Source organism: Olleya sp. HaHaR_3_96 (assembly GCF_019278545.1).
Lineage (GTDB): Bacteria > Bacteroidota > Bacteroidia > Flavobacteriales > Flavobacteriaceae > Olleya.
Genome location: NZ_CP058987.1, coordinates 2,271,068 through 2,289,998, shown reverse-complemented (window position 1 = coordinate 2,289,998; position 18,931 = coordinate 2,271,068). Strand labels below are relative to the sequence as shown.

Sequence of the window (18,931 nt, the reverse complement as noted above, 5' to 3'; positions counted from 1 at the left end):
TTAGTTTAGAGCATAAAATTACTTCAAAAATATAACCCTGAAAAGGATTTTCTATCAATTTATAATTTTGTTCTAAATCCTATATATAATTACCAAATTCATATAAAATACTGTGTAAAAAAACTTATTTTTGTTGAAAACAGAACAAACTATGCTAAAAGCTGGTGTATTAGGTGCTGGTCACCTTGGAAAAATTCATCTTAGACTATTAAATCAATCAGAAAAATTCGAATTAGTTGGATTTTATGATGCGGATGCTGACAACGGTAAAAAAGTTGAAGCCGAATTTGGTTACAAATATTTTAAAACTATTGAAGGATTAATTGAAGCTGTAGAGGTCGTAGACATCGTAACCCCTACCCTTTCGCATTACGATTGTGCCAAGCAAGCAATTGCAAAAGGCAAACATATATTTGTCGAAAAACCAATAACAAATACTGTACAAGAAGCCGAAAGCTTAAGAGCTTTGGTTGCAGAATACGGCGTTAAAGGTCAAGTTGGACATGTAGAGCGTTTTAACCCTGCTTTTCTAGCAGTTAAAGACCAATTAGATAGTCCGATGTTTATTGAAGCACATCGTTTAGCCGAGTTTAATCCGCGTGGAACAGATGTACCAGTCGTTTTAGATTTAATGATACACGATATTGACGTTATTTTAAGCGTTGTAAAGTCTAAAGTTAAAAACGTATCTGCAAGTGGTGTTTCTGTTATAAGCGACACACCCGATATTGCTAATGCACGTATCGAGTTTGTTAACGGTTGTGTTGCTAATTTAACCGCCAGTAGAATTTCGTTAAAAAACATGCGTAAAACACGTTTTTTCCAACGTGATGCTTATATCTCTGTAGACTTTTTAGAGAAAAAATGTGAGGTTGTAAAAATGAAAGATGCGCCAGAAACACCGGGAGATTTTGACATGGTTTTGCAAAATGCAGAAGGTGTTAAAAAGCAAATCTATTTTGATAACCCAGAAATATCTGCTAACAATGCTATTTTAGACGAGTTAGAATCTTTTGCAGATGCAATAAATAATAACACAACACCTATTGTAACATTACATGATGGTACAGAAGCATTACGTGTTGCCACAATGATAATTGATCAATTTTAGAAGCATGAAATATATCACACTTCTAACTTTTGCTGTTTTTTTTGTATCCTGTCAAAATGTAATAAACGAAGTTACAGAAACTGACAATTATTATTTGAAAACAGAAAAGGTATCAACTGGACAGAAAGATTACTCCAATACGTTTAGTGTAGACCCTATTGCGATTGATGCTGAAAATATTTCTTTGAAAGAATTAATAAATACACTTTTCAAGAATGAAAACATCTACTTTAACATTAAAAACAAAAAGTTACTTGAAAAAAAAATCGCACTTAATCTTAGTTTAAAGAACAATAATAGTCAATCAAAAAAAGCGGTTTTTAATAACATATTATCAGCCTTGAATCTTAATAAGCAATTTGATTCAATTACTATTTATGATCTTAAAATCATAGATACAATTCAATTAAGAAATTATTATTCTAAAGAAGAAAGACCTTTTAGAACTGAAATTTATAAATCTAAAGATTCAGATTCAATTTCTTTAAAAAATGTATCTCTTAAAGATTTATCTAAACTAATTAGTGAAAATTTTAATGTTATAGTAAACAGTGATAATATTAAGGTAATTGTTGATTATAATTTTAAAGTTGATAATCTTAACCGCTTAAAGAAGGAATTAAAAACCAATTTAGGACTAGAATTGTCAGACACTAATAAAAAACAGGACACTTATACTATTAGTGACTAATTAAGTATCAATAAAAAAATCCATGTCTTATGGGTTAAAAAACATAAATTTCATGAAAAACATAGCAGTTATAGGTGCAGGAACAATGGGTAATGGTATTGCTCATACTTTTGCACAATCAGGATTTAAAGTACAATTAATAGATATTAGCGAAGCGTCTCTAAAAAAAGGAATGGATACCATTACCAAAAATTTAGACCGTATGGTTACTAAAGCTAAAATTACAGAAGCTGACAAAGCGGAAACTTTAGGTAATATAACAACGTATACAAATATTGAAGCTGGTGTTGAATACGCTGGTTTAGTAGTAGAAGCTGCGACAGAAAATTTAGATTTAAAATTAAAGATTTTCAAACAATTAGATGAAGCTTGTGGCGAAGATACTATCCTTGCAACTAACACCTCTTCTATCTCTATTACACAAATTGGTGCTGTGACGTCAAGACCAGAAATGGTTATTGGAATGCATTTTATGAATCCGGTGCCAATCATGAAATTAGTAGAGATTATTCGTGGGTATAGCACAAGTGATGATGTGACTAAAACCATCATGGATTTATCGAAGCAATTAGGTAAAACACCTACTGAAGTTAACGATTACCCTGGTTTTGTTGCCAACCGTATATTAATGCCAATGCTTAACGAATCTATTGAAACGTTATACAACGGTGTTGCTGGTGTTGAAGAAATTGACACCGTAATGAAACTTGGTATGGCACACCCTATGGGACCATTACAACTAGCAGATTTTATTGGATTAGACGTTTGTTTATCTATTTTAAACGTAATGTATGATGGATTTAAAAACCCTAAATATGCACCATGCCCATTATTAGTTAATATGGTAAATGCTGGAAAACTTGGTATCAAATCTGGAGAAGGTTTTTACGATTATTCAGAAAGCAGAAAAGCAGAAAAAGTATCTAAACAATTTGCATAGATTTTAAATCATTAAAATTAGCACATGGGAAGTTTTTTAAAAAAGTATTATTTAAATAAAATTCTTAAAAAGAATAAGATTATTATAAACAAAACCAGTAGAACAGAGGTCCTAAATTTAATTGAAAGATTGAGACCTCAAAACATTGGTGCAAAATTAATAAGATTAGGATCTGATGAAGATGGTGGTTACTTAATACCTAATGACTTAGAGCATTTAGAAGCTTGCTTTTCTCCTGGTGTACATCAAATAAGCGATTTTGACAAAGCTTGTAGTGATCATGGTATGCATTTATATTTAGCAGATAAAACCATAGATAAACCAAATCTAGATATAGATTCAAGCAAATTTACTTTTTTAAAAAAACATATCGGTACAACTTCTGATAGCGAAACAATTACTTTAGATGATTGGGCTAATAACAGTTTGCCTGGTGAAAGTAAAAATTTGATTTTGCAAATGGATATTGAAGGAGCCGAATATTTTTCTTTACTAAACATAAGTGATGCTCTAATAAACAGATTTAGAATTATAATAATTGAGTTTCATAGTTTAGAAAAACTTTGGAATCCCGAGTTTTATAATGTGGCATTAGAGGCTTTTAACAAAGTACTTAAGTATCATACCTGTGTGCACATTCATCCCAATAATGATCAAGAGATTAGCAAAGAACATGGTATTGAGATCCCAAGAGTTGCAGAGTTTACTTTTATTCATAATAGCAGAATTAAAGATAAAACTCCAATTCAAAAATTTCCTAATCCATTAGATTTTGATAACAATCCAGCAAAACCACACGTAGTGTTACCAGAAGTCTGGTATAAAAGCTAAAAATGACTAAAATACTCCCTTTTAAAGCAGTGAGACCAACTAGAGACAAAGTTAGCTTGGTCGCGTCACGTTCTTATCAAAGTTATACGCAAGCAGAAAGAGAAGCGCGTTTGGATCATAATCCCTTTTCGTTTTTACATATTGTAAATCCAGGATACAAATACGCTAAAGAAATCTCTGGAGAGGCTCGCTATAAATTAGTAAAAAACCGCTATTCAGAATTTAAAGAAGATGCTGTTTTTATGCAAGACCAAAAACCTTGCTTTTATATTTATAAAATAGTAGACAGAGACCTTCAAGTCTTTAATGGTATTGTGGCAGCCGCAAGCGTCGAAGACTACACCAATAACATTATAAAAAAACATGAAGACACCATCGCTTCTCGCGAAACAGTGTTTAAAGACTATCTAAAAACAGTAGGTTTTAATGCAGAACCTGTGTTATTAACCTACCCTGATAATGATGCTATTTCTAAAATTATAGCCGAAAAACAAAAAGAACGTGCTGAGTTTGAGTTTACAACCACGTACAGAGACACACATTATTTATGGCTAATTGAAGAACCATCATACATAGATACAATCACAGCGACATTTAGTAACATGCCAACGCTATATATAGCGGATGGACATCATCGCTCAGCCTCTTCTCAATTACTTTGTGAAGATTTGAAAAACGAAAACGAAAAACATACAGGAGAAGAAAGCTATAACTTTTTTATGAGTTATTTGATTGCTGAATCGGAACTACGCATACACGAGTTTAACCGATTAGTACAAGATTTAAACGGATTAACTAAAGAAGAATTTTTAATACAATTAGATACTGTATATCGTATTGAAAACAGAGGATTAACGCCATATCAACCCTCAAAATCACATCATTTTAGTATGTATTTGGATGGCGAATTTTACTCGTTATACCTTAGAAAAACGGAATATACGTTTGGTACGTCTTTAGACGAATTAGATGCGCAAGTCCTTTTTAAAACAATTCTAGAACCTATTTTAGGAATTACAGACTTACGTAACGATACTCGCATACATTACATTAGCGGAAAAAAAGACATTGTAACCCTTAAAAGTAAAGTAGATAGTAAGGAATTTACGGTTGGTTTTGGCATGGTTCCTGCGACAATTAATCAAATGAAACAAATCGCTGACGACGGATTAACAATGCCTCCAAAAAGTACATACATAGAACCTAAAATTAGAAGTGGCGTTACTATTTATGAGTTTTAAAATAAGACAGTAGCAAAAAAGAGATAAGGGATGAGGCATAAAGAGGAAAGATAAAAAATGTAAGAGATAATTTATATTCCATTTTGCATCTTACTATGTCATTCAGAGCAAAGCGAAGAATCTCTAATCTAAAAACAATACTATATTCTCATAATAATAATAATAATAAGAAGAAGAGAATTAAAAAAAAGCACATGTCAATCAAACAAAACCTTAATACAATAAAACAATCCCTTCCTGATCACGTCACACTAGTAGCTGTTTCTAAAACAAAACCGGTTAGTGACTTAATGGAAGCTTATGAGACTGGTCAACGCCTTTTTGGAGAAAATAAAATCCAAGAAATGGCAGACAAACACCAAGAAATGCCAAAAGATATTAAATGGCACATGATTGGTCACGTACAAACCAACAAAGTCAAATATATGGCTGAGTTTGTCGATTTAATACATGGTGTGGAAAGTTTCAAATTATTAAAAGAAATTAATAAACAAGCCAAAAAGCACGATAGAATTATCGATTGTTTACTTCAAATTAAAATAGCTTCGGAAGATTCTAAATTTGGAATGTCACCAGATGATGCTTCAGCGTTACTCCAATCTGAAGCGTTTTCAGCTTTAAAAAACGTTAGAGTCATTGGTGTTATGGGAATGGCCACTTTTACGGAAGACCAAGATCAAATTAAACAAGAATTTGGTGTACTAAAAACAACATTTGATTCACTTAAAACAGTACATTTAGATTTAAAAACCATATCTATGGGTATGAGCGGAGATTACCAATTAGCAATTGACTGCGGTAGCACAATGGTTCGCGTTGGAAGTAGTATCTTTGGAAAACGTAACTAATAGTTAAAAAGTAATAACTAAAAGTTTTAATTAAATAATGAAAGAATCAATTTTAAAGATTAAAAGTTACAATTTTGCCCTGCAAATTATTAAGTCTTACCAATTGATTGTGAAAAATGATAAGGAATATACACTATCTAGACAACTTCTAAGAAGTGGAACTTCTGTTGGTGCCAATATAAGAGAAGCCGAGTTTGCTCAATCTAATAAAGATTTTATTAGTAAAATGAGCATTGCTCTTAAAGAAGCTAATGAAACAGACTATTGGATCGCTTTACTTCATGATTCTTTATACTTAAAACACGACTTATTTTTGAGTTTAACTTCTCAAAATAAGGAACTAATTAAAATGTAAGTAGCTACTATAAATACTATGAAATAAAAATCAACCAACTATTAATTTTTAATTTTTCACTTTTAACTGTATTGTACACAATAGTCGACATAGAAACCACTGGAGGTAAGTTTAACGAAGAAGGAATAACCGAAATAGCTATATACAGGTATGATGGCCATGAAGTTGTAGACCAATTTATTAGCTTAGTCAATCCAGAACGTGAGATTCAACCCTTTGTAGTTAATCTTACCGGAATAAACAGCAAAATGCTACGTAATGCTCCTAAATTTTATGAGGTAGCCAAGCGTATTGTAGAAATTACAGAAGGCACTATTTTAGTTGCCCATAATGCGCAGTTTGATTACCGCATATTAAAAACAGAATTTAAACGTCTTGGCTTTCCGTTTGAACGTGAGACATTATGTACTGTAGAGTTATCAAAGGACTTAATTCCTGACTTACCAAGTTATAGTTTAGGGAAGCTAGTTAGGTCATTGGGGATCCCTGTTACTGACAGGCACCGTGCCTCGGGAGATGCCTTAGCTACTGTAAAACTATTCAAGTTATTATTAAGTAAAGACACCAATAAAATTATTATTAAAGAATCCATTAGGAAAGAACCAAAATTTCAAATGGAGCCGAGATTAATAGATATTATCGATAATTTACCTTCTAAAACAGGGGTATATTATATGCACAAAGCAGATGGTGAGATTATTTATATTGGAAAGAGTAAAAACATAAAAAATAGAGTTAACCAACATTTTACGGGTACAACCACTAAATCTAAAAAAATACAGACGCAAGTGGTTACCGTTACTTATGAAGCTACAGGAAGCGAGTTAGTTGCTCTTTTAAAAGAAAGTGAAGAAATTAAACGTAATAAACCTATATTGAATAGAACATTACGTCGCAGTATATTTACACACGCCTTATACAGTTTTAAAGATGACAATGGTTACATAAACCTGACGATCGATAAAGCAGATGGGAGAAAACCACATATCACAACTTTTAGTACAAGACAAAGTGGTAAACATTTTTTGGAGAAAATGGTCGAGCAATTTGAATTATGTCAAAAATTGAGTGGTTTATATAAAACTAAAACCAACTGCTTCCAATACGAAGTAAAAAAATGTGAAGGGGCTTGTATCCAAAAAGAAACGCCTGAAAGTTACAATGCACGTGTGCAACAACTACTAGATAAGTACAACTACAAAAACAAAAACATGGTTATTGTAGATAAAGGACGTGAGGTTGATGAACGCAGTGCTATTTTAATACAAAACGGCGTATTTAAAGGCTTAGGATTTTATAATTTAAATTATCAAATCACCACTCCCCAAATTTTAGAATCTATCATTACTCCTATGGAGAATAATAGAGATCAACAACATATTATACAGAGTTATTTAAGGAAGAATAAACGCATAAAAACTATTGAGTTAGAATGAGAAAATTAATTGTTATTGCTATATTATTTACCAATTTTTCGATTTCACAAAATCAATTTAATACTCACGACTTAACAACTACAAGAGCTGATTTAGAAATAAATGAATTTAAACAAGATACAACTGCCAATGCTGTTGTTTTATATGAATATGGAAATGCTAAAATCGACGAAAAAAGCTTCAATTTAGTTTTAACCTACAAGAAAAAAATTAAAATTTTAAACCGTAATGGTTTCGATCAAGCCAACGTTAAAATTTACTTATATAATTCTGGAGGAAATAAAGAAAAAATAACAAATTTAGTTGCTACTACGACAAATATAGAGGAGGGAAAAGTAAATAGAATTAATCTTGACGCTTCGCAAATCTTCGAAGAAAAATCGGATGAAAATCACACGATATATAAATTTATTCTTCCAAACATAAAAGAAGGTTCTGTTATAACCTATAGTTATACATTTGAGAGCCCATTTATATACAAATTTAACACGTGGCACTTTCAAGAAGACATTCCAAAACTTTATAGCGAATACAACACAAGCATACCTGGTAATTATGACTATAATATAAAACTTGTTGGCGAGCTTAAATTGGATGTAAACGAAAATACAATCAAAAAAGGCTGTGTACAACGATATAATGGTGCTAGTGCGGATTGTACGCTTGCAAAATACGCTATGACCGATATCCCTGCTTTTATAGAGGAGGATTTTATGACTTCTGCCAAAAATTATTTATCTAGAATTGAGTATGAATTAAAGGTTGTAAAAGGATTTGATGGTACTGTAAATAGTATTACAAAAAGTTGGGAAACTACTGATAGTGAATTAAAAGCGAATGTAAATTTTGGAAAACAACTTAAAAAAGAAAATCTTGTAAAAAAGCTAATTGACCCTGAATTAATAAATCAAAAAAGTAATTTAGACAAAGCTAATTACATCTTCAACTTTATCCAGAATAATTATACTTGGAATAACTATTATCACCTTTTTAAAGACGTATCCATAAAAGAGATCATTAAAGAAAAATCAGGTAATGTATCAGAGATCAACCTATTACTTTATAACCTATTAAAATCACACGGTATCCAGAGCTACCCTGTATTAATTTCGACTAGAGACAACGGTTTTATCACTAAACTATATCCTGTTATTTCAGAGTTTAATTATTTGATTTTGAGAACAGAAATTGAAGGCGAATCATACTTTTTAGATGCTACTGACCCTGCACTAACTTTTGGAGAGATACCATTTAGATGTTTAAATCAATATGGAAGAGAGATCGATTTAAAAAATGGCAGTCGATGGATTGATATAAAACCAAAAACAAGCTCGTCAATACAGCATAAAATCATTGTAAAAATTAATGATGACAATACATTTTCTGGAACTTTAACAACTGTCAAAACAGGTTATAATGCATTAAAAGCTAGACAGGATTATACTAGAAATAATCAAGATAATTTAAAACATTATAAAGAAAAATATCCCGATTATACTTTTGAAGATATTGAAGTAGAACTGAATAATAACAATAGAGCGTTTTTTACTGAAACGATGTACGTTTCTGGACCATTGACAACTATAGGAAACAAAGTGTATTTTGACCCTTTTATTTTAAAATTTTTCACAAAAAACCCGTTACAACTTAACAAAAGAACCTACCCCATTGACTTTGGGTATAAAAACAATATTGTTTATAATATAAAAATTGAAGTCAGCGATAATTATAAAATCATAGAAACTCCTTCAGAAAACACTTCTAAATTATCTGACAATTCTGCTTTACTTGTTTTTAAGCCTGTTCAAAAAAGAAACAGTTTCGAGTTATCTTTTAGAATTCACTTTTACAATACGATGTACCCTACAAATTATTATTCCGAACTAAAATCTTTTTATAGCAATATTGTTAAAATTCAAAATAACACTGTTTTAGTTTTAGAAAAAAATAACTAATCTTTATTTAGTATTTTTACCACATGAGTACAGCAAAACAAAATAAAGGTTGGAAAGACAAGCTTCATGAAATTATTTATGAGGCAGACACACCTGCCGGTAAATTTTTTGATGTCGTTTTACTAATTTTAATTTTAGCGAGTATCTTATTAGTCATGTTAGAAAGCGTCAATTATATTGATGCTAAATACCACAAAGCCTTATATGTTGGGGAGTGGATTATTACAGTGTTTTTTAGTATCGAATATATTTTACGCATTATTACTGTAAGAAAACCTTTCAAATATATTTTTAGCTTCTATGGTATTTTAGATTTACTATCAACCATACCCATGTATATTTCCTTTGTTTTTGCTGGTTCTCATGCACTGGTAACATTAAGAGCTTTACGACTATTAAGAGTCTTTAGGATTTTAAAATTAGCAAGATACTTAGGAGCCTCTAACCAATTAAAGGATTCTATTATTGCTAGTCGTGTCAAAATATTTGTGTTCTTATTCGCAGTATTAATATCTTCTGTTATTTTTGGAACCATCATGTACCTTGTAGAAGGAGAAGACAATGGCTTTACAAACATCCCTAAAAGTGTCTATTGGTGTATTGTAACCTTAACCACCGTTGGATTTGGAGATATTGCGCCACAAACCGCATTAGGACAATTTATTACCACAATAATAATGATTTTAGGGTACGGAATTATAGCTGTACCAACAGGTATTGTATCTGCTGAGTATTCGAGAAGCATGAAAAAATCTGACGATGAAAAAACTGGAATACCACAGAAAAATCTAAATTTAAATACCCAACGTTGTTCTAATTGTCATGAAGAATACCATGATGACGATGCTAGGTTCTGTAAAGTCTGCGGAAACAATCTATATTAATATTCTATTAAAGATCTTTTAAAGTGAAACACACTAACAAATATCTAATATCTATTATTGGACCAACTGCTATTGGAAAAACGGCACTGAGCATTAAGTTAGCCAACTACTTTAATACAGAAATCATATCTGCCGATTCTAGGCAGTTTTTTAAAGAAATGAGTATTGGTACTGCTGCTCCTACAACAGAAGAACTAGCTGCAGCCAAACATCATTTTATACACAACAAATCTATTACTGAAGATTACAATGTGGGGACCTTTGAAAAAGAAGCAATCAACTGTCTTCAAACCTTACACAAAACCAATGACGTGGTTATTATGGTTGGTGGCTCTGGATTATATGTAGATGCCGTAACTAAGGGTTTAGACTATTTTCCAGAAGTAGACAAATCTATAAGAACACAACTAAATACAGCATTAGATACAGATGGACTTGAAGCACTTCAGCTTAAGCTGAAATTACTTGATGAAGTGTCCTATAATACGATAAAGATTGATAATCCACAACGTGTGATCCGTGCGTTGGAAATTTGTATTGGAAGCGGACAACCTTACTCTTCCTTTTTAAATAAAGACAAAAACAAAAGACCTTTTAAAACGATAACCATAGGCTTAGACGCCGATCGTGACATTATTTATGAAAGAATTAATAAACGTGTCGGAATTATGGTAGACCACGGTTTAATTAATGAAGTTACAACTTTACTCCCTTTTAAAGATTTAAACAGCCTGAATACCGTTGGCTATAAAGAGATTTTCAATTACCTAGATAACACTTGGACCTTAGATTTTGCAATTTCTGAAATACAAAAAAATTCTAGACGATTTGCAAAACGACAATTAACCTGGTTTAGAAGAGATCCAAATACAATTTGGTTTGATTACCTCACGCCTATCGCCACTATTACTTCTAAAATTGAAACAATATTAAACGAAAAAAATCCAGCATAGTGCTGGATTTTTTTTTATAGAAAAACTTTGTTACGAATTCTGATTAACTACTAATCTAAAGCCTTCTCCATGAATATTTAAAATTTCAACCGTTGGGTCTAGTTTCAAATACTTTCTAAGTTTAGCAATATAAACATCCATACTTCTTGAGGTGAAATAATTATCATCTCTCCATATTTTTGTTAACGCTAATTCACGAGGCATTAAATCGTTTTCATGTAAAGCTAACATACGTAGCAATTCATTTTCTTTTGGAGACAATTTAACTTGATCCCCTCCATTATATGTTAAAAATCTGAGCTTAGAATTTAAATCAAAACCTCCAATCTTAAATTCAAATTGTTTACTATCAGCAACCGTATCATTAGCTTTACGCTGCATGATTGCCTTAATCTTCATTAATAGGACTTCACTATCAAATGGCTTATTAAGATAATCATCAGCACCAACTTTATAACCTTTAAGCACATCTTCTTTCATGGCTTTTGCTGTTAAAAATACGATTGGTACGTCAGTGTTTTTTTCCCTAATTTCTTTAGCTAAGGTAAAACCATCTTTGTAAGGCATCATGACATCTAAAATACATAGGTCAAAATCACCACGTTTAAACTTTTCGAAGCCTTCCATACCATTTTTGGCGTGTGTTACTTCGTAATCGTTCATTGCTAAATAATCTTTTAAAACGGTCCCAAAATTTGGATCATCTTCGACTAATAATATTCTTTTTAATTGTTCTTCCATAATATTACGAGATTAACGGAAGCCTTACTGTAAAAGTACTTCCTTTTTCTTTTTCACTTTCTACTGAGATATGACCATGATGATCCTCTACTATTCTTTTCACGTAAGCCAAGCCTAAACCATGACCTTTAACGTTATGTATATTTCCTGTATGTTCTCTATAAAACTTTTCAAACACACGCTTTTGAGCAACTTTACTCATTCCACTTCCGTGGTCTTTAATATGTACCAATATATTATTACCTGCTAACTCTGTAGTAACAATTATTTTTGGAGCTTCTGGAGAATACTTAATCGCATTGTCCAAAATATTGACTAAAACATTAGTAAAATGTGTATCATTAACAAGGACAGAAGACTTTTCTGCATTAAGGTGTGTTTCAATACTCCCTCCTCTATCTTCTACAATTAATTCCACATGTGTTATAGCGTCTTCTACTAAGTCGTTTAACTCTAGTGGTTCCTTACTAATATTTAGTTCATTTTTTTCAAGTTTAGATATTCTTAATACATTCTCTACTTGCGCATGCATCCTTTTATTTTCTTCTTTTATCATTCCCAAGTAGCGCAAGACCTTTTCCTTATCGTCTATTACTTTAGGGTTTCGTATAGAATCTAATGCCAAATTAATTGTTGCAATTGGCGTTTTAAATTCATGCGTCATGTTATTAATAAAATCTGTTTTTATTTCTGAAATCTGCCTTTGTCTGATTAATTGATACAAAGCACTAGAATAGGCAATGATTATAATTAATGTAAAAACAATAGACAAAATAAGCATTGTTAAAACGGATGATAAAATAAATTTTTTGCGTTCTGGAAAATTTACTAGAAGTCTATAATTACTAGTATCGTTTTCATTATAAAAAAAGGGTACACTAAACGTGGACGATTCATTATCTGCGAGTTGGAAATTTTCAGTTTTAACTTTTGTTGCTAAACCGTTACTATAAATACCAAACTCATAATCAATAGTAATATCGTCTTCTATTAATTTTAAAGCTAATAATCTTTCAATTTGTTTTGTATTGACCCTTTTGTGTATCGGTTTTCTAAAAGCATAATCTAAATATGAGGTCTCTAGAAAAAACTCGTTAACACTTGTGACTCCAATCTCGGACAACATTGATGTCAGATTTTGTGTTCCATCTAATGTGCTATTCTCTATAATTTTTGTTTCTCGTTCGCTTAAAATTCGTTTTACGTTTAAGCTATCTAAACCTATGTCAAAGAGCGATGATGATACTTTAAAATTTTCTTCAAGTATCCCATTCCTATAAATTATAGATTGATTACTATTAGGATTATCTTGTTTAATGTAAAAATTCAAAATAGCATTAGAGTCAGGCTTTGTCTCACCTTCTTTAATTAATTTTGAAATTTTATAATAGTGATCTGAACGTTCTTCATTTTCAATAGTTTTAGAAACATAACTCAATGCTTTTTTAACATTAAAGTTAAATTGCTTTTCAGCATTTTCAAGTGAGTTATTAATATAATACGCCTGAACTAAGATTATTCCTATTAAGGAACAACTCATTAAAACTACTAAGACTAGAAAGATTCTCTTATTCACTAGCCAAAATTAATATTTTAACATTTAGCATTCCCTCCATTTAACCTTACATTAACAAAAACGTTAAATTTTAGTGATTTGCAGCAATTTTTAAGAGTTGTTTATGGATTTTTCCTACTTGAAGCTTTGTATCTTCTAAGTCAGTATTTGTAATCACAAAATTAGAAAGCTCCGTTTTTTGTTTATCTGTCCATTGATTTTTCATTATAGCTTGGACTTTATCTTTAGACGACTCATCACGTTTCAAAACACGGTTAAGCCTAACCTGTTCTGGAGCTACTACCGTAATAATATAATCATATTTTTTGTAGCTTCCATTTTCAAAAATAATTGCAGCTTCACTAATAACATAAGCTGATTTTTGCTTCTCCACCCAGTTGGCAAAGTGCTTAGCAACTTTAGGGTGTACAATAGCATTCATCTGTTTTAGCAATGTTTTATTACTAAATATTTGACTCGCTATAAATGGTCTGTTAAGCTTATTATCAATATAAGCTTGATCTCCAAAAAGCTTTAGCAATTTTCGTTTTATCACTTTTGAGCGATTCATTAAAGCTTTAGCCTCTGTATCCGCAATATATATAGGCACGCCCAAGTCTTTAAAAAAATTAGCAACTGTTGTCTTCCCGCTACCTATACCTCCTGTTAATCCTATGATTTTTGGTGTCATTCTTTTATAATAAACTCGATTTTTTGCTGTAGTACTCTAACATTTTTAACATTATCAGGTTGTTTTACGACCTCGGGTGTTAAAAAAGAATTATCAATAGCATCTTTGTAATTACAAATAACTTTAAAGTCGTTAGCTGAAATGGCATTAAAATTCTCTAAACTCGTTGAATAACTTATAGCAATCTGTTTAGGAAAATAATTAATACGTTTTCCTCTAGGAATATTTATAATTTCAATAGGGAGATTGACAACACCCTCCGAAAATTTAGACACCTTAACCGATAGATTAACTTGCTTAAAGTTTGTCTTAACCTTATTGCTTAAACTATCCAAATTTAATCCCAAAACAGTATTAACATTGGCTTTTATATTATCCAAATCTAACTGCTGTGTTGTTACATTTTTAATGTTTTTTAAAATAGAACTTGGTCCTATCAATTTTATGCTGTCTGGTATTATCTTAGCATCATCCAGGGTATTATAACCTTGAGCATATTGAATATTAGCATTGATTACGACAGGTACATATTTGATATTATTAGTATCATATTTAAATACTAACGTATCTGGATTAATGCTAATTATTTTTTTTTGTTTACTAAATTGCTTGTTAATATTAGGAAATCCTCTTGACATACTCCAAATAAGTAAGGAGTCTTTTTTGATAACATCCGTATTAAAATCTATATCTAATTCAGGTTGTTTTATAGCATACCTTAGCCAGTTAAAACCATACGTTTCGATAGTAATATTAAGCTTTGCATCCTCCTTATTTAGGATCACATAAGTATCATCTACATTAATTGGATTAATACCAAATGGCAGTGTAGCAGTATACACTTTTGATAATTTTGTCAATACCAAAATTGAAAAAGCCAGCACAAAAAACAACAAAAAAACATTGATTTTTTTACTTTTAAATAGACCAAGTATTTTTAACTTAAACTTTTGCATTATTTAGTTTTAAAAAATAAATGAGGAAAAATATTTTCCGGCGTATCCTTTTTTATACTTAATAATATAGTCGATTTCAAAAAACCATAGCCATAACCAAAAAACTGAATTGAAAGGGCTAATAACGCTTGAAAAGCAATAATTAAATGTTTTGTTTTAAGTAGTGCCGAAATAAAAACTAAGCAATAATAAAATAATACCAGATATATGGGTAAATATATTTTAAAAGCAGCTAATAGCAAAGCGATAATAACGCCAAGACTAAACACGGAAGGAAACCAATAGGTCACTTTTTTTGTTTGTGGGTGCCAGGTATTTAAAATAGGTCTTACTGAACCAAATTTATTAACTTGTTTATAAAATTTAGACCATGAAATACGTCGCTTATGGTATACATAAGCTTCAGGAATTAGTGTTGTTTTAAATCCTAATCCCCACAACCGAATGGATAAATCAGGATCTTCTCCAGGATGAATATTTCCAAAACCTTTTGTTGCTTCAAATGCCTTTTTTGATAGCCCCATATTAAAACTTCTAGGTTCAAACTTATCTAAACTTATTTTATTCCCTCTAATTCCTCCAGTAGTTATTACAGAAGTCATACTAAAGTCTATTGCTTTTTGCAGATTAGTAAATGATTGATGTGCTTTATCTGGACCACCAAAACAATCGACATAGGATTGTTTCAAATGCTTACTAACCTCAATTAAATAATTACTGGGTAATAAACAATCACTATCTAAGATAATAAAATAATTTCCTTTTGCTTTACGCATCCCAAAATTCCTAGAATCTCCTGGTCCTGAATTTGGTTTAAAATAATAAGCGATATCCAGCTGTTGCTTATACTTATCTATAATAGCTTCTGATGTAATAGAAGACCCATCTTCTACAATAACAATTTCATAAGTAAAGGTACCATTCAATTTTGAAAAACTCTCTAAAAGCTCCTCAATCTCAATGGGACGATTATAAACAGGGATGATAAAAGAAAAACGTAATTCCATTTCACAAATGTAAGTTAATCACATAAAAAAAGCCACCTAAAAAGGTGGCTTTTAATTGTATTAAAGTGTAAACTTATTTCTTAATTACTTTTACTGTTTCCGTTACATTATCAATAGTTACTTTAATAAAGTAAGCACCTGATTGTAAGTTCGACATATCAACAGCGTTATTAACACTGTTAGGTGTATTTTTATAAACCTCTTGTCCTATCATATTATAAACAGACACATTAGAAATCTCTTTTTGAGCATTTAATATTAGGCTATCATTTACTGGATTAGGATAGTATGTAAATAATGAATTAGTTTCAAAACTCACAGTGGATAACGTAGGTTCTGCAGCATGAGCAGACACTTCAAATTGGCCATCATTGGCACTATTTGATACTGCACTATCATGTTCCTGAACTCTTACATAAAGTATAGCACCTGGTACTTGACCTGTTAATACTATTTCAGAAAAGTTATCGGTTCCGCTGTTATCATCACAAGCTATTTCTGTACCCGCCATAGCGCCACAAGATCCAGAAAACACAGATATAGTTGTGTCTGTCAATGCAGACCCTAAAGCCGCTTGTGTTACAATAGTAATATCACCAGCTGCGGGTACTTCAACAGTATACCAAACATCTCTACCACTACCAAAGCTACCACAAGATACATCTGTATCCGCGACCTCTCCAGAAGGCGTATTAGAAATAGTCGTTCCTGTATACCAAACTTCTGATCCCGTAGTTGACGGAATGATTACTTCAGCATTTTCACAGTTGTCATTAGCAGGAGGGCAAATATTATTATAATCACCTAAACTTGTGTCACAAGTAGTATCAGTTCCATTTTCTAAAGTTACTGAAACAGTACTTCCATTTACATAAGGACCAATTTGCACCACCCCTAAAGACGTTGCTGGGTAAGTTGTTGTGCCATCATTAATTACTGATGTCCCATCACCCAAACCTGTTACATTAACATCTACAAAAAATTGAGCGTTATCACAATCTGCAACTATAGTAGCCGTTGCTGTTGGAGCAGCACAAGGCTCTTCTAAAATAGTTACATCTACATCCATAGTAACATGCCACGATGTTGAGTTACAAGGATCACTGGCATCGGCAACATCATCATCCGTTCCAATACGCATTCTATGTGTCCCTAAAGCTGCATCTGTAGGCATAGAGAAAGATGCATCTAAAGTCGTTGGGTTACCCGATGAAGATAATCCTGTATACAATAACTCTGATGCCTCAAACACTAAATCATCATTAAAATCAATCCAAATATTAACACCATAGTCAAAGCCTGTCTCAAAAGTAATCATAACATTAGCGCCAATACCTTGCTCTAAATCTACAGGTGCTCCTGTAAAATCTTCATAGGATAAAATGCCTCCACTAGCAAAATCTGTTGTTCCAACTTGTAAATTACCAATTCCTGTTCCATTAATTAATGTTGTAGTAGAAGTACAATAACACTCCGCACTAACGGTTGTATAACTATTTTCTCCACAAGCAGTAGCACCTCCAACAGTATTATATGGCACTATTGTCCAATAATAAGAGGTACTTGCTGTTTGACTATCGACTTCATAAGTAAGAACATTTCCTAAATCAAAATCATCTATAATATCGTTACCACCACTAGTGGTTCCAACGGTCAAAGTATACCCCTCAGCATTTGCAACCGCATCCCATGATAAAGCTGTTGCTAAACTCCCACAAGTAGCATCTGGTGTAGCAACTAAATTAGAAGCACAGGCAGGACGAGCAACTGTAGTAAAAGATTCCTCTGTACATCCTGTAGACACTCCATTTGCATTACTTGGAGTAATAGTAACATAGTATGTTGTAGATTCAGTTAATGCTCCAACATTATAAGTCGTCACATTTCCAACTTGACCAGAAAACACATCTGTACCTCCTGAAGTTGTTCCTACTTCTAATAAATAATCTGTCGCTTCCCCCTGAGAAGCCAACCATGTAATGTCTCCGTTAACAGAAACATCTGAAGCTCCATTAGCTGGTACACTTATGGTTGTACAATTTGGAGGACTTGCTAAAGGTACTACTGAAAAAGCAGTAACATCAAAATCCAACCCATTTGGAGGACCATTAGTTCCTGACGCTATAAAAACTGTTTGTCCTGCTAAAATATTAGCTGTCACTGTTTTTGTTGAACCAACACTACTTGAATAATTAGTATCTATACAATCATTTAGAGCGGTACCTGTACATGTAGTAAAAATACCCAACCCATTCCAAGCACTCCTTGAAAACGTTGTCATTGATATTTCTTCGTCCGTCACTCCTGCCGTATATGTAAACAGATAAACATCATCATCCCAAGACACATTAATCGCCCCACAATTAGGAGTATCCGTAGGATTATCATTCCAATCTTCAGCGCCACCATCTCCTGGAGTCGTAATTCCTGAAGCTGTAAAGCCATCTGTAATAACAACACCGGAATCACATCCAAATTGAGCAAATCCTTTAATACTGAAAGCAAATGCTATTAATGAAAACAATAAAGTAATTTTTCTCATCTATTTAAAATTTTGTAATTAGTAGAAATATTTTTTTTTTAAAAATATTGAATTATCTTTCACCATAAAGAAATAACACAAAACAATCGTCAAAACGCAATATTAATAGACAAAGCGTTGTTTTAATAACCGGTTTTTCAACTTTCATTGAATAACTACTTGGTAATAAACACTCCTTATCTCAAATAATAAAA

17 protein-coding genes are annotated in these 18,931 nt (G+C 31.8%); 11 read left to right on the top strand and 6 right to left on the bottom strand.

All coding sequences use genetic code 11. The annotated features are described in order from the left end of the window. Positions 1 to 151 precede the first annotated feature (151 nt). The 11 genes from H0I26_RS10030 (at position 152) to miaA (ending at position 11,245) form a co-directional block, all read left to right on the top strand. Complete coding sequence (locus H0I26_RS10030) at positions 152 to 1,111, top strand: Gfo/Idh/MocA family protein (protein WP_101018174.1); 960 nt, start codon at positions 152 to 154, stop codon at positions 1,109 to 1,111. Between the two features lie 4 nt (positions 1,112 to 1,115). Next, entirely contained in the window at positions 1,116 to 1,802 is a 687-nt protein-coding gene (locus H0I26_RS10025) for a hypothetical protein (protein ID WP_218697984.1), read from the top strand. Positions 1,803 to 1,854: 52 nt separating this feature from the next. After that, positions 1,855 to 2,742, top strand: coding sequence for a 3-hydroxyacyl-CoA dehydrogenase family protein (locus H0I26_RS10020; RefSeq protein ID WP_218697982.1), 888 nt, complete (start codon positions 1,855 to 1,857; stop codon positions 2,740 to 2,742). Positions 2,743 to 2,766: 24 nt separating this feature from the next. Further along, the gene (locus H0I26_RS10015; RefSeq protein WP_218697981.1) at positions 2,767 to 3,573 is read left to right on the top strand and encodes an FkbM family methyltransferase; all 807 of its coding nucleotides are present in this window, start codon (positions 2,767 to 2,769) and stop codon (positions 3,571 to 3,573) included. 2 nt (positions 3,574 to 3,575) lie between these two features. Continuing rightward, complete coding sequence (locus tag H0I26_RS10010) at positions 3,576 to 4,814, top strand: DUF1015 domain-containing protein (RefSeq protein ID WP_218697973.1); 1,239 nt, start codon at positions 3,576 to 3,578, stop codon at positions 4,812 to 4,814. Between the two features lie 194 nt (positions 4,815 to 5,008). Beyond that, positions 5,009 to 5,662, top strand: a complete 654-nt coding sequence (locus H0I26_RS10005) for a YggS family pyridoxal phosphate-dependent enzyme (RefSeq protein WP_218697971.1) — start codon at positions 5,009 to 5,011, stop codon at positions 5,660 to 5,662. Positions 5,663 to 5,699: 37 nt separating this feature from the next. After that, a complete protein-coding gene (locus tag H0I26_RS10000; RefSeq protein ID WP_218697970.1) occupies positions 5,700 to 6,017 on the top strand; it encodes a four helix bundle protein in 318 nt (105 codons plus the stop codon). A 71-nt stretch (positions 6,018 to 6,088) separates the two neighbouring features. After that, the gene (locus H0I26_RS09995; protein ID WP_218697968.1) at positions 6,089 to 7,453 is read left to right on the top strand and encodes an exonuclease domain-containing protein; all 1,365 of its coding nucleotides are present in this window, start codon (positions 6,089 to 6,091) and stop codon (positions 7,451 to 7,453) included. Then, positions 7,450 to 9,408: a DUF3857 domain-containing protein gene (locus tag H0I26_RS09990; RefSeq protein WP_218697964.1), complete on the top strand. Its 1,959-nt coding sequence runs from the start codon at positions 7,450 to 7,452 to the stop codon at positions 9,406 to 9,408. Before H0I26_RS09995 ends, H0I26_RS09990 begins: the two co-directional genes overlap by 4 nt. Positions 9,409 to 9,431: 23 nt before the next feature. After that, positions 9,432 to 10,292 carry an ion transporter gene (locus tag H0I26_RS09985; RefSeq protein WP_218697962.1) on the top strand — a complete coding sequence of 287 codons (861 nt, stop codon included), beginning with the start codon at positions 9,432 to 9,434 and terminating at the stop codon, positions 10,290 to 10,292. 23 nt (positions 10,293 to 10,315) lie between these two features. Beyond that, positions 10,316 to 11,245, top strand: a complete 930-nt coding sequence (gene miaA, locus H0I26_RS09980; protein ID WP_218697960.1) for a tRNA (adenosine(37)-N6)-dimethylallyltransferase MiaA — start codon at positions 10,316 to 10,318, stop codon at positions 11,243 to 11,245. Positions 11,246 to 11,275: 30 nt separating this feature from the next. On the opposite strand, the gene H0I26_RS09975 is transcribed toward miaA, so the two are convergent. The 6 genes from H0I26_RS09975 to H0I26_RS09950 all read right to left on the bottom strand — a co-directional run bounded on the left by H0I26_RS09975 (position 11,276) and on the right by H0I26_RS09950 (position 18,737). Next, a complete protein-coding gene (locus tag H0I26_RS09975; protein WP_101018166.1) occupies positions 11,276 to 11,986 on the bottom strand; it encodes a response regulator transcription factor in 711 nt (236 codons plus the stop codon). A gap of 4 nt (positions 11,987 to 11,990) precedes the next feature. Further along, positions 11,991 to 13,526 (bottom strand): sensor histidine kinase, encoded by a 1,536-nt coding sequence (locus H0I26_RS09970; RefSeq protein WP_218697958.1) that lies wholly within the window; start codon positions 13,524 to 13,526, stop codon positions 11,991 to 11,993. A 106-nt stretch (positions 13,527 to 13,632) separates the two neighbouring features. Then, positions 13,633 to 14,232, bottom strand: coding sequence for a dephospho-CoA kinase (gene coaE / locus H0I26_RS09965; protein WP_218697956.1), 600 nt, complete (start codon positions 14,230 to 14,232; stop codon positions 13,633 to 13,635). Next, positions 14,229 to 15,092 (bottom strand): CdaR family protein, encoded by an 864-nt coding sequence (locus H0I26_RS09960; RefSeq protein WP_218697954.1) that lies wholly within the window; start codon positions 15,090 to 15,092, stop codon positions 14,229 to 14,231. Before H0I26_RS09960 ends, coaE begins: the two co-directional genes overlap by 4 nt. Before the next feature lie 95 nt (positions 15,093 to 15,187). Beyond that, positions 15,188 to 16,195 (bottom strand): glycosyltransferase, encoded by a 1,008-nt coding sequence (locus tag H0I26_RS09955; RefSeq protein ID WP_218697953.1) that lies wholly within the window; start codon positions 16,193 to 16,195, stop codon positions 15,188 to 15,190. A 73-nt stretch (positions 16,196 to 16,268) separates the two neighbouring features. Continuing rightward, positions 16,269 to 18,737 (bottom strand): T9SS type A sorting domain-containing protein, encoded by a 2,469-nt coding sequence (locus H0I26_RS09950; RefSeq protein WP_218697951.1) that lies wholly within the window; start codon positions 18,735 to 18,737, stop codon positions 16,269 to 16,271. Between the last annotated feature and the right edge of the window lie 194 nt (positions 18,738 to 18,931).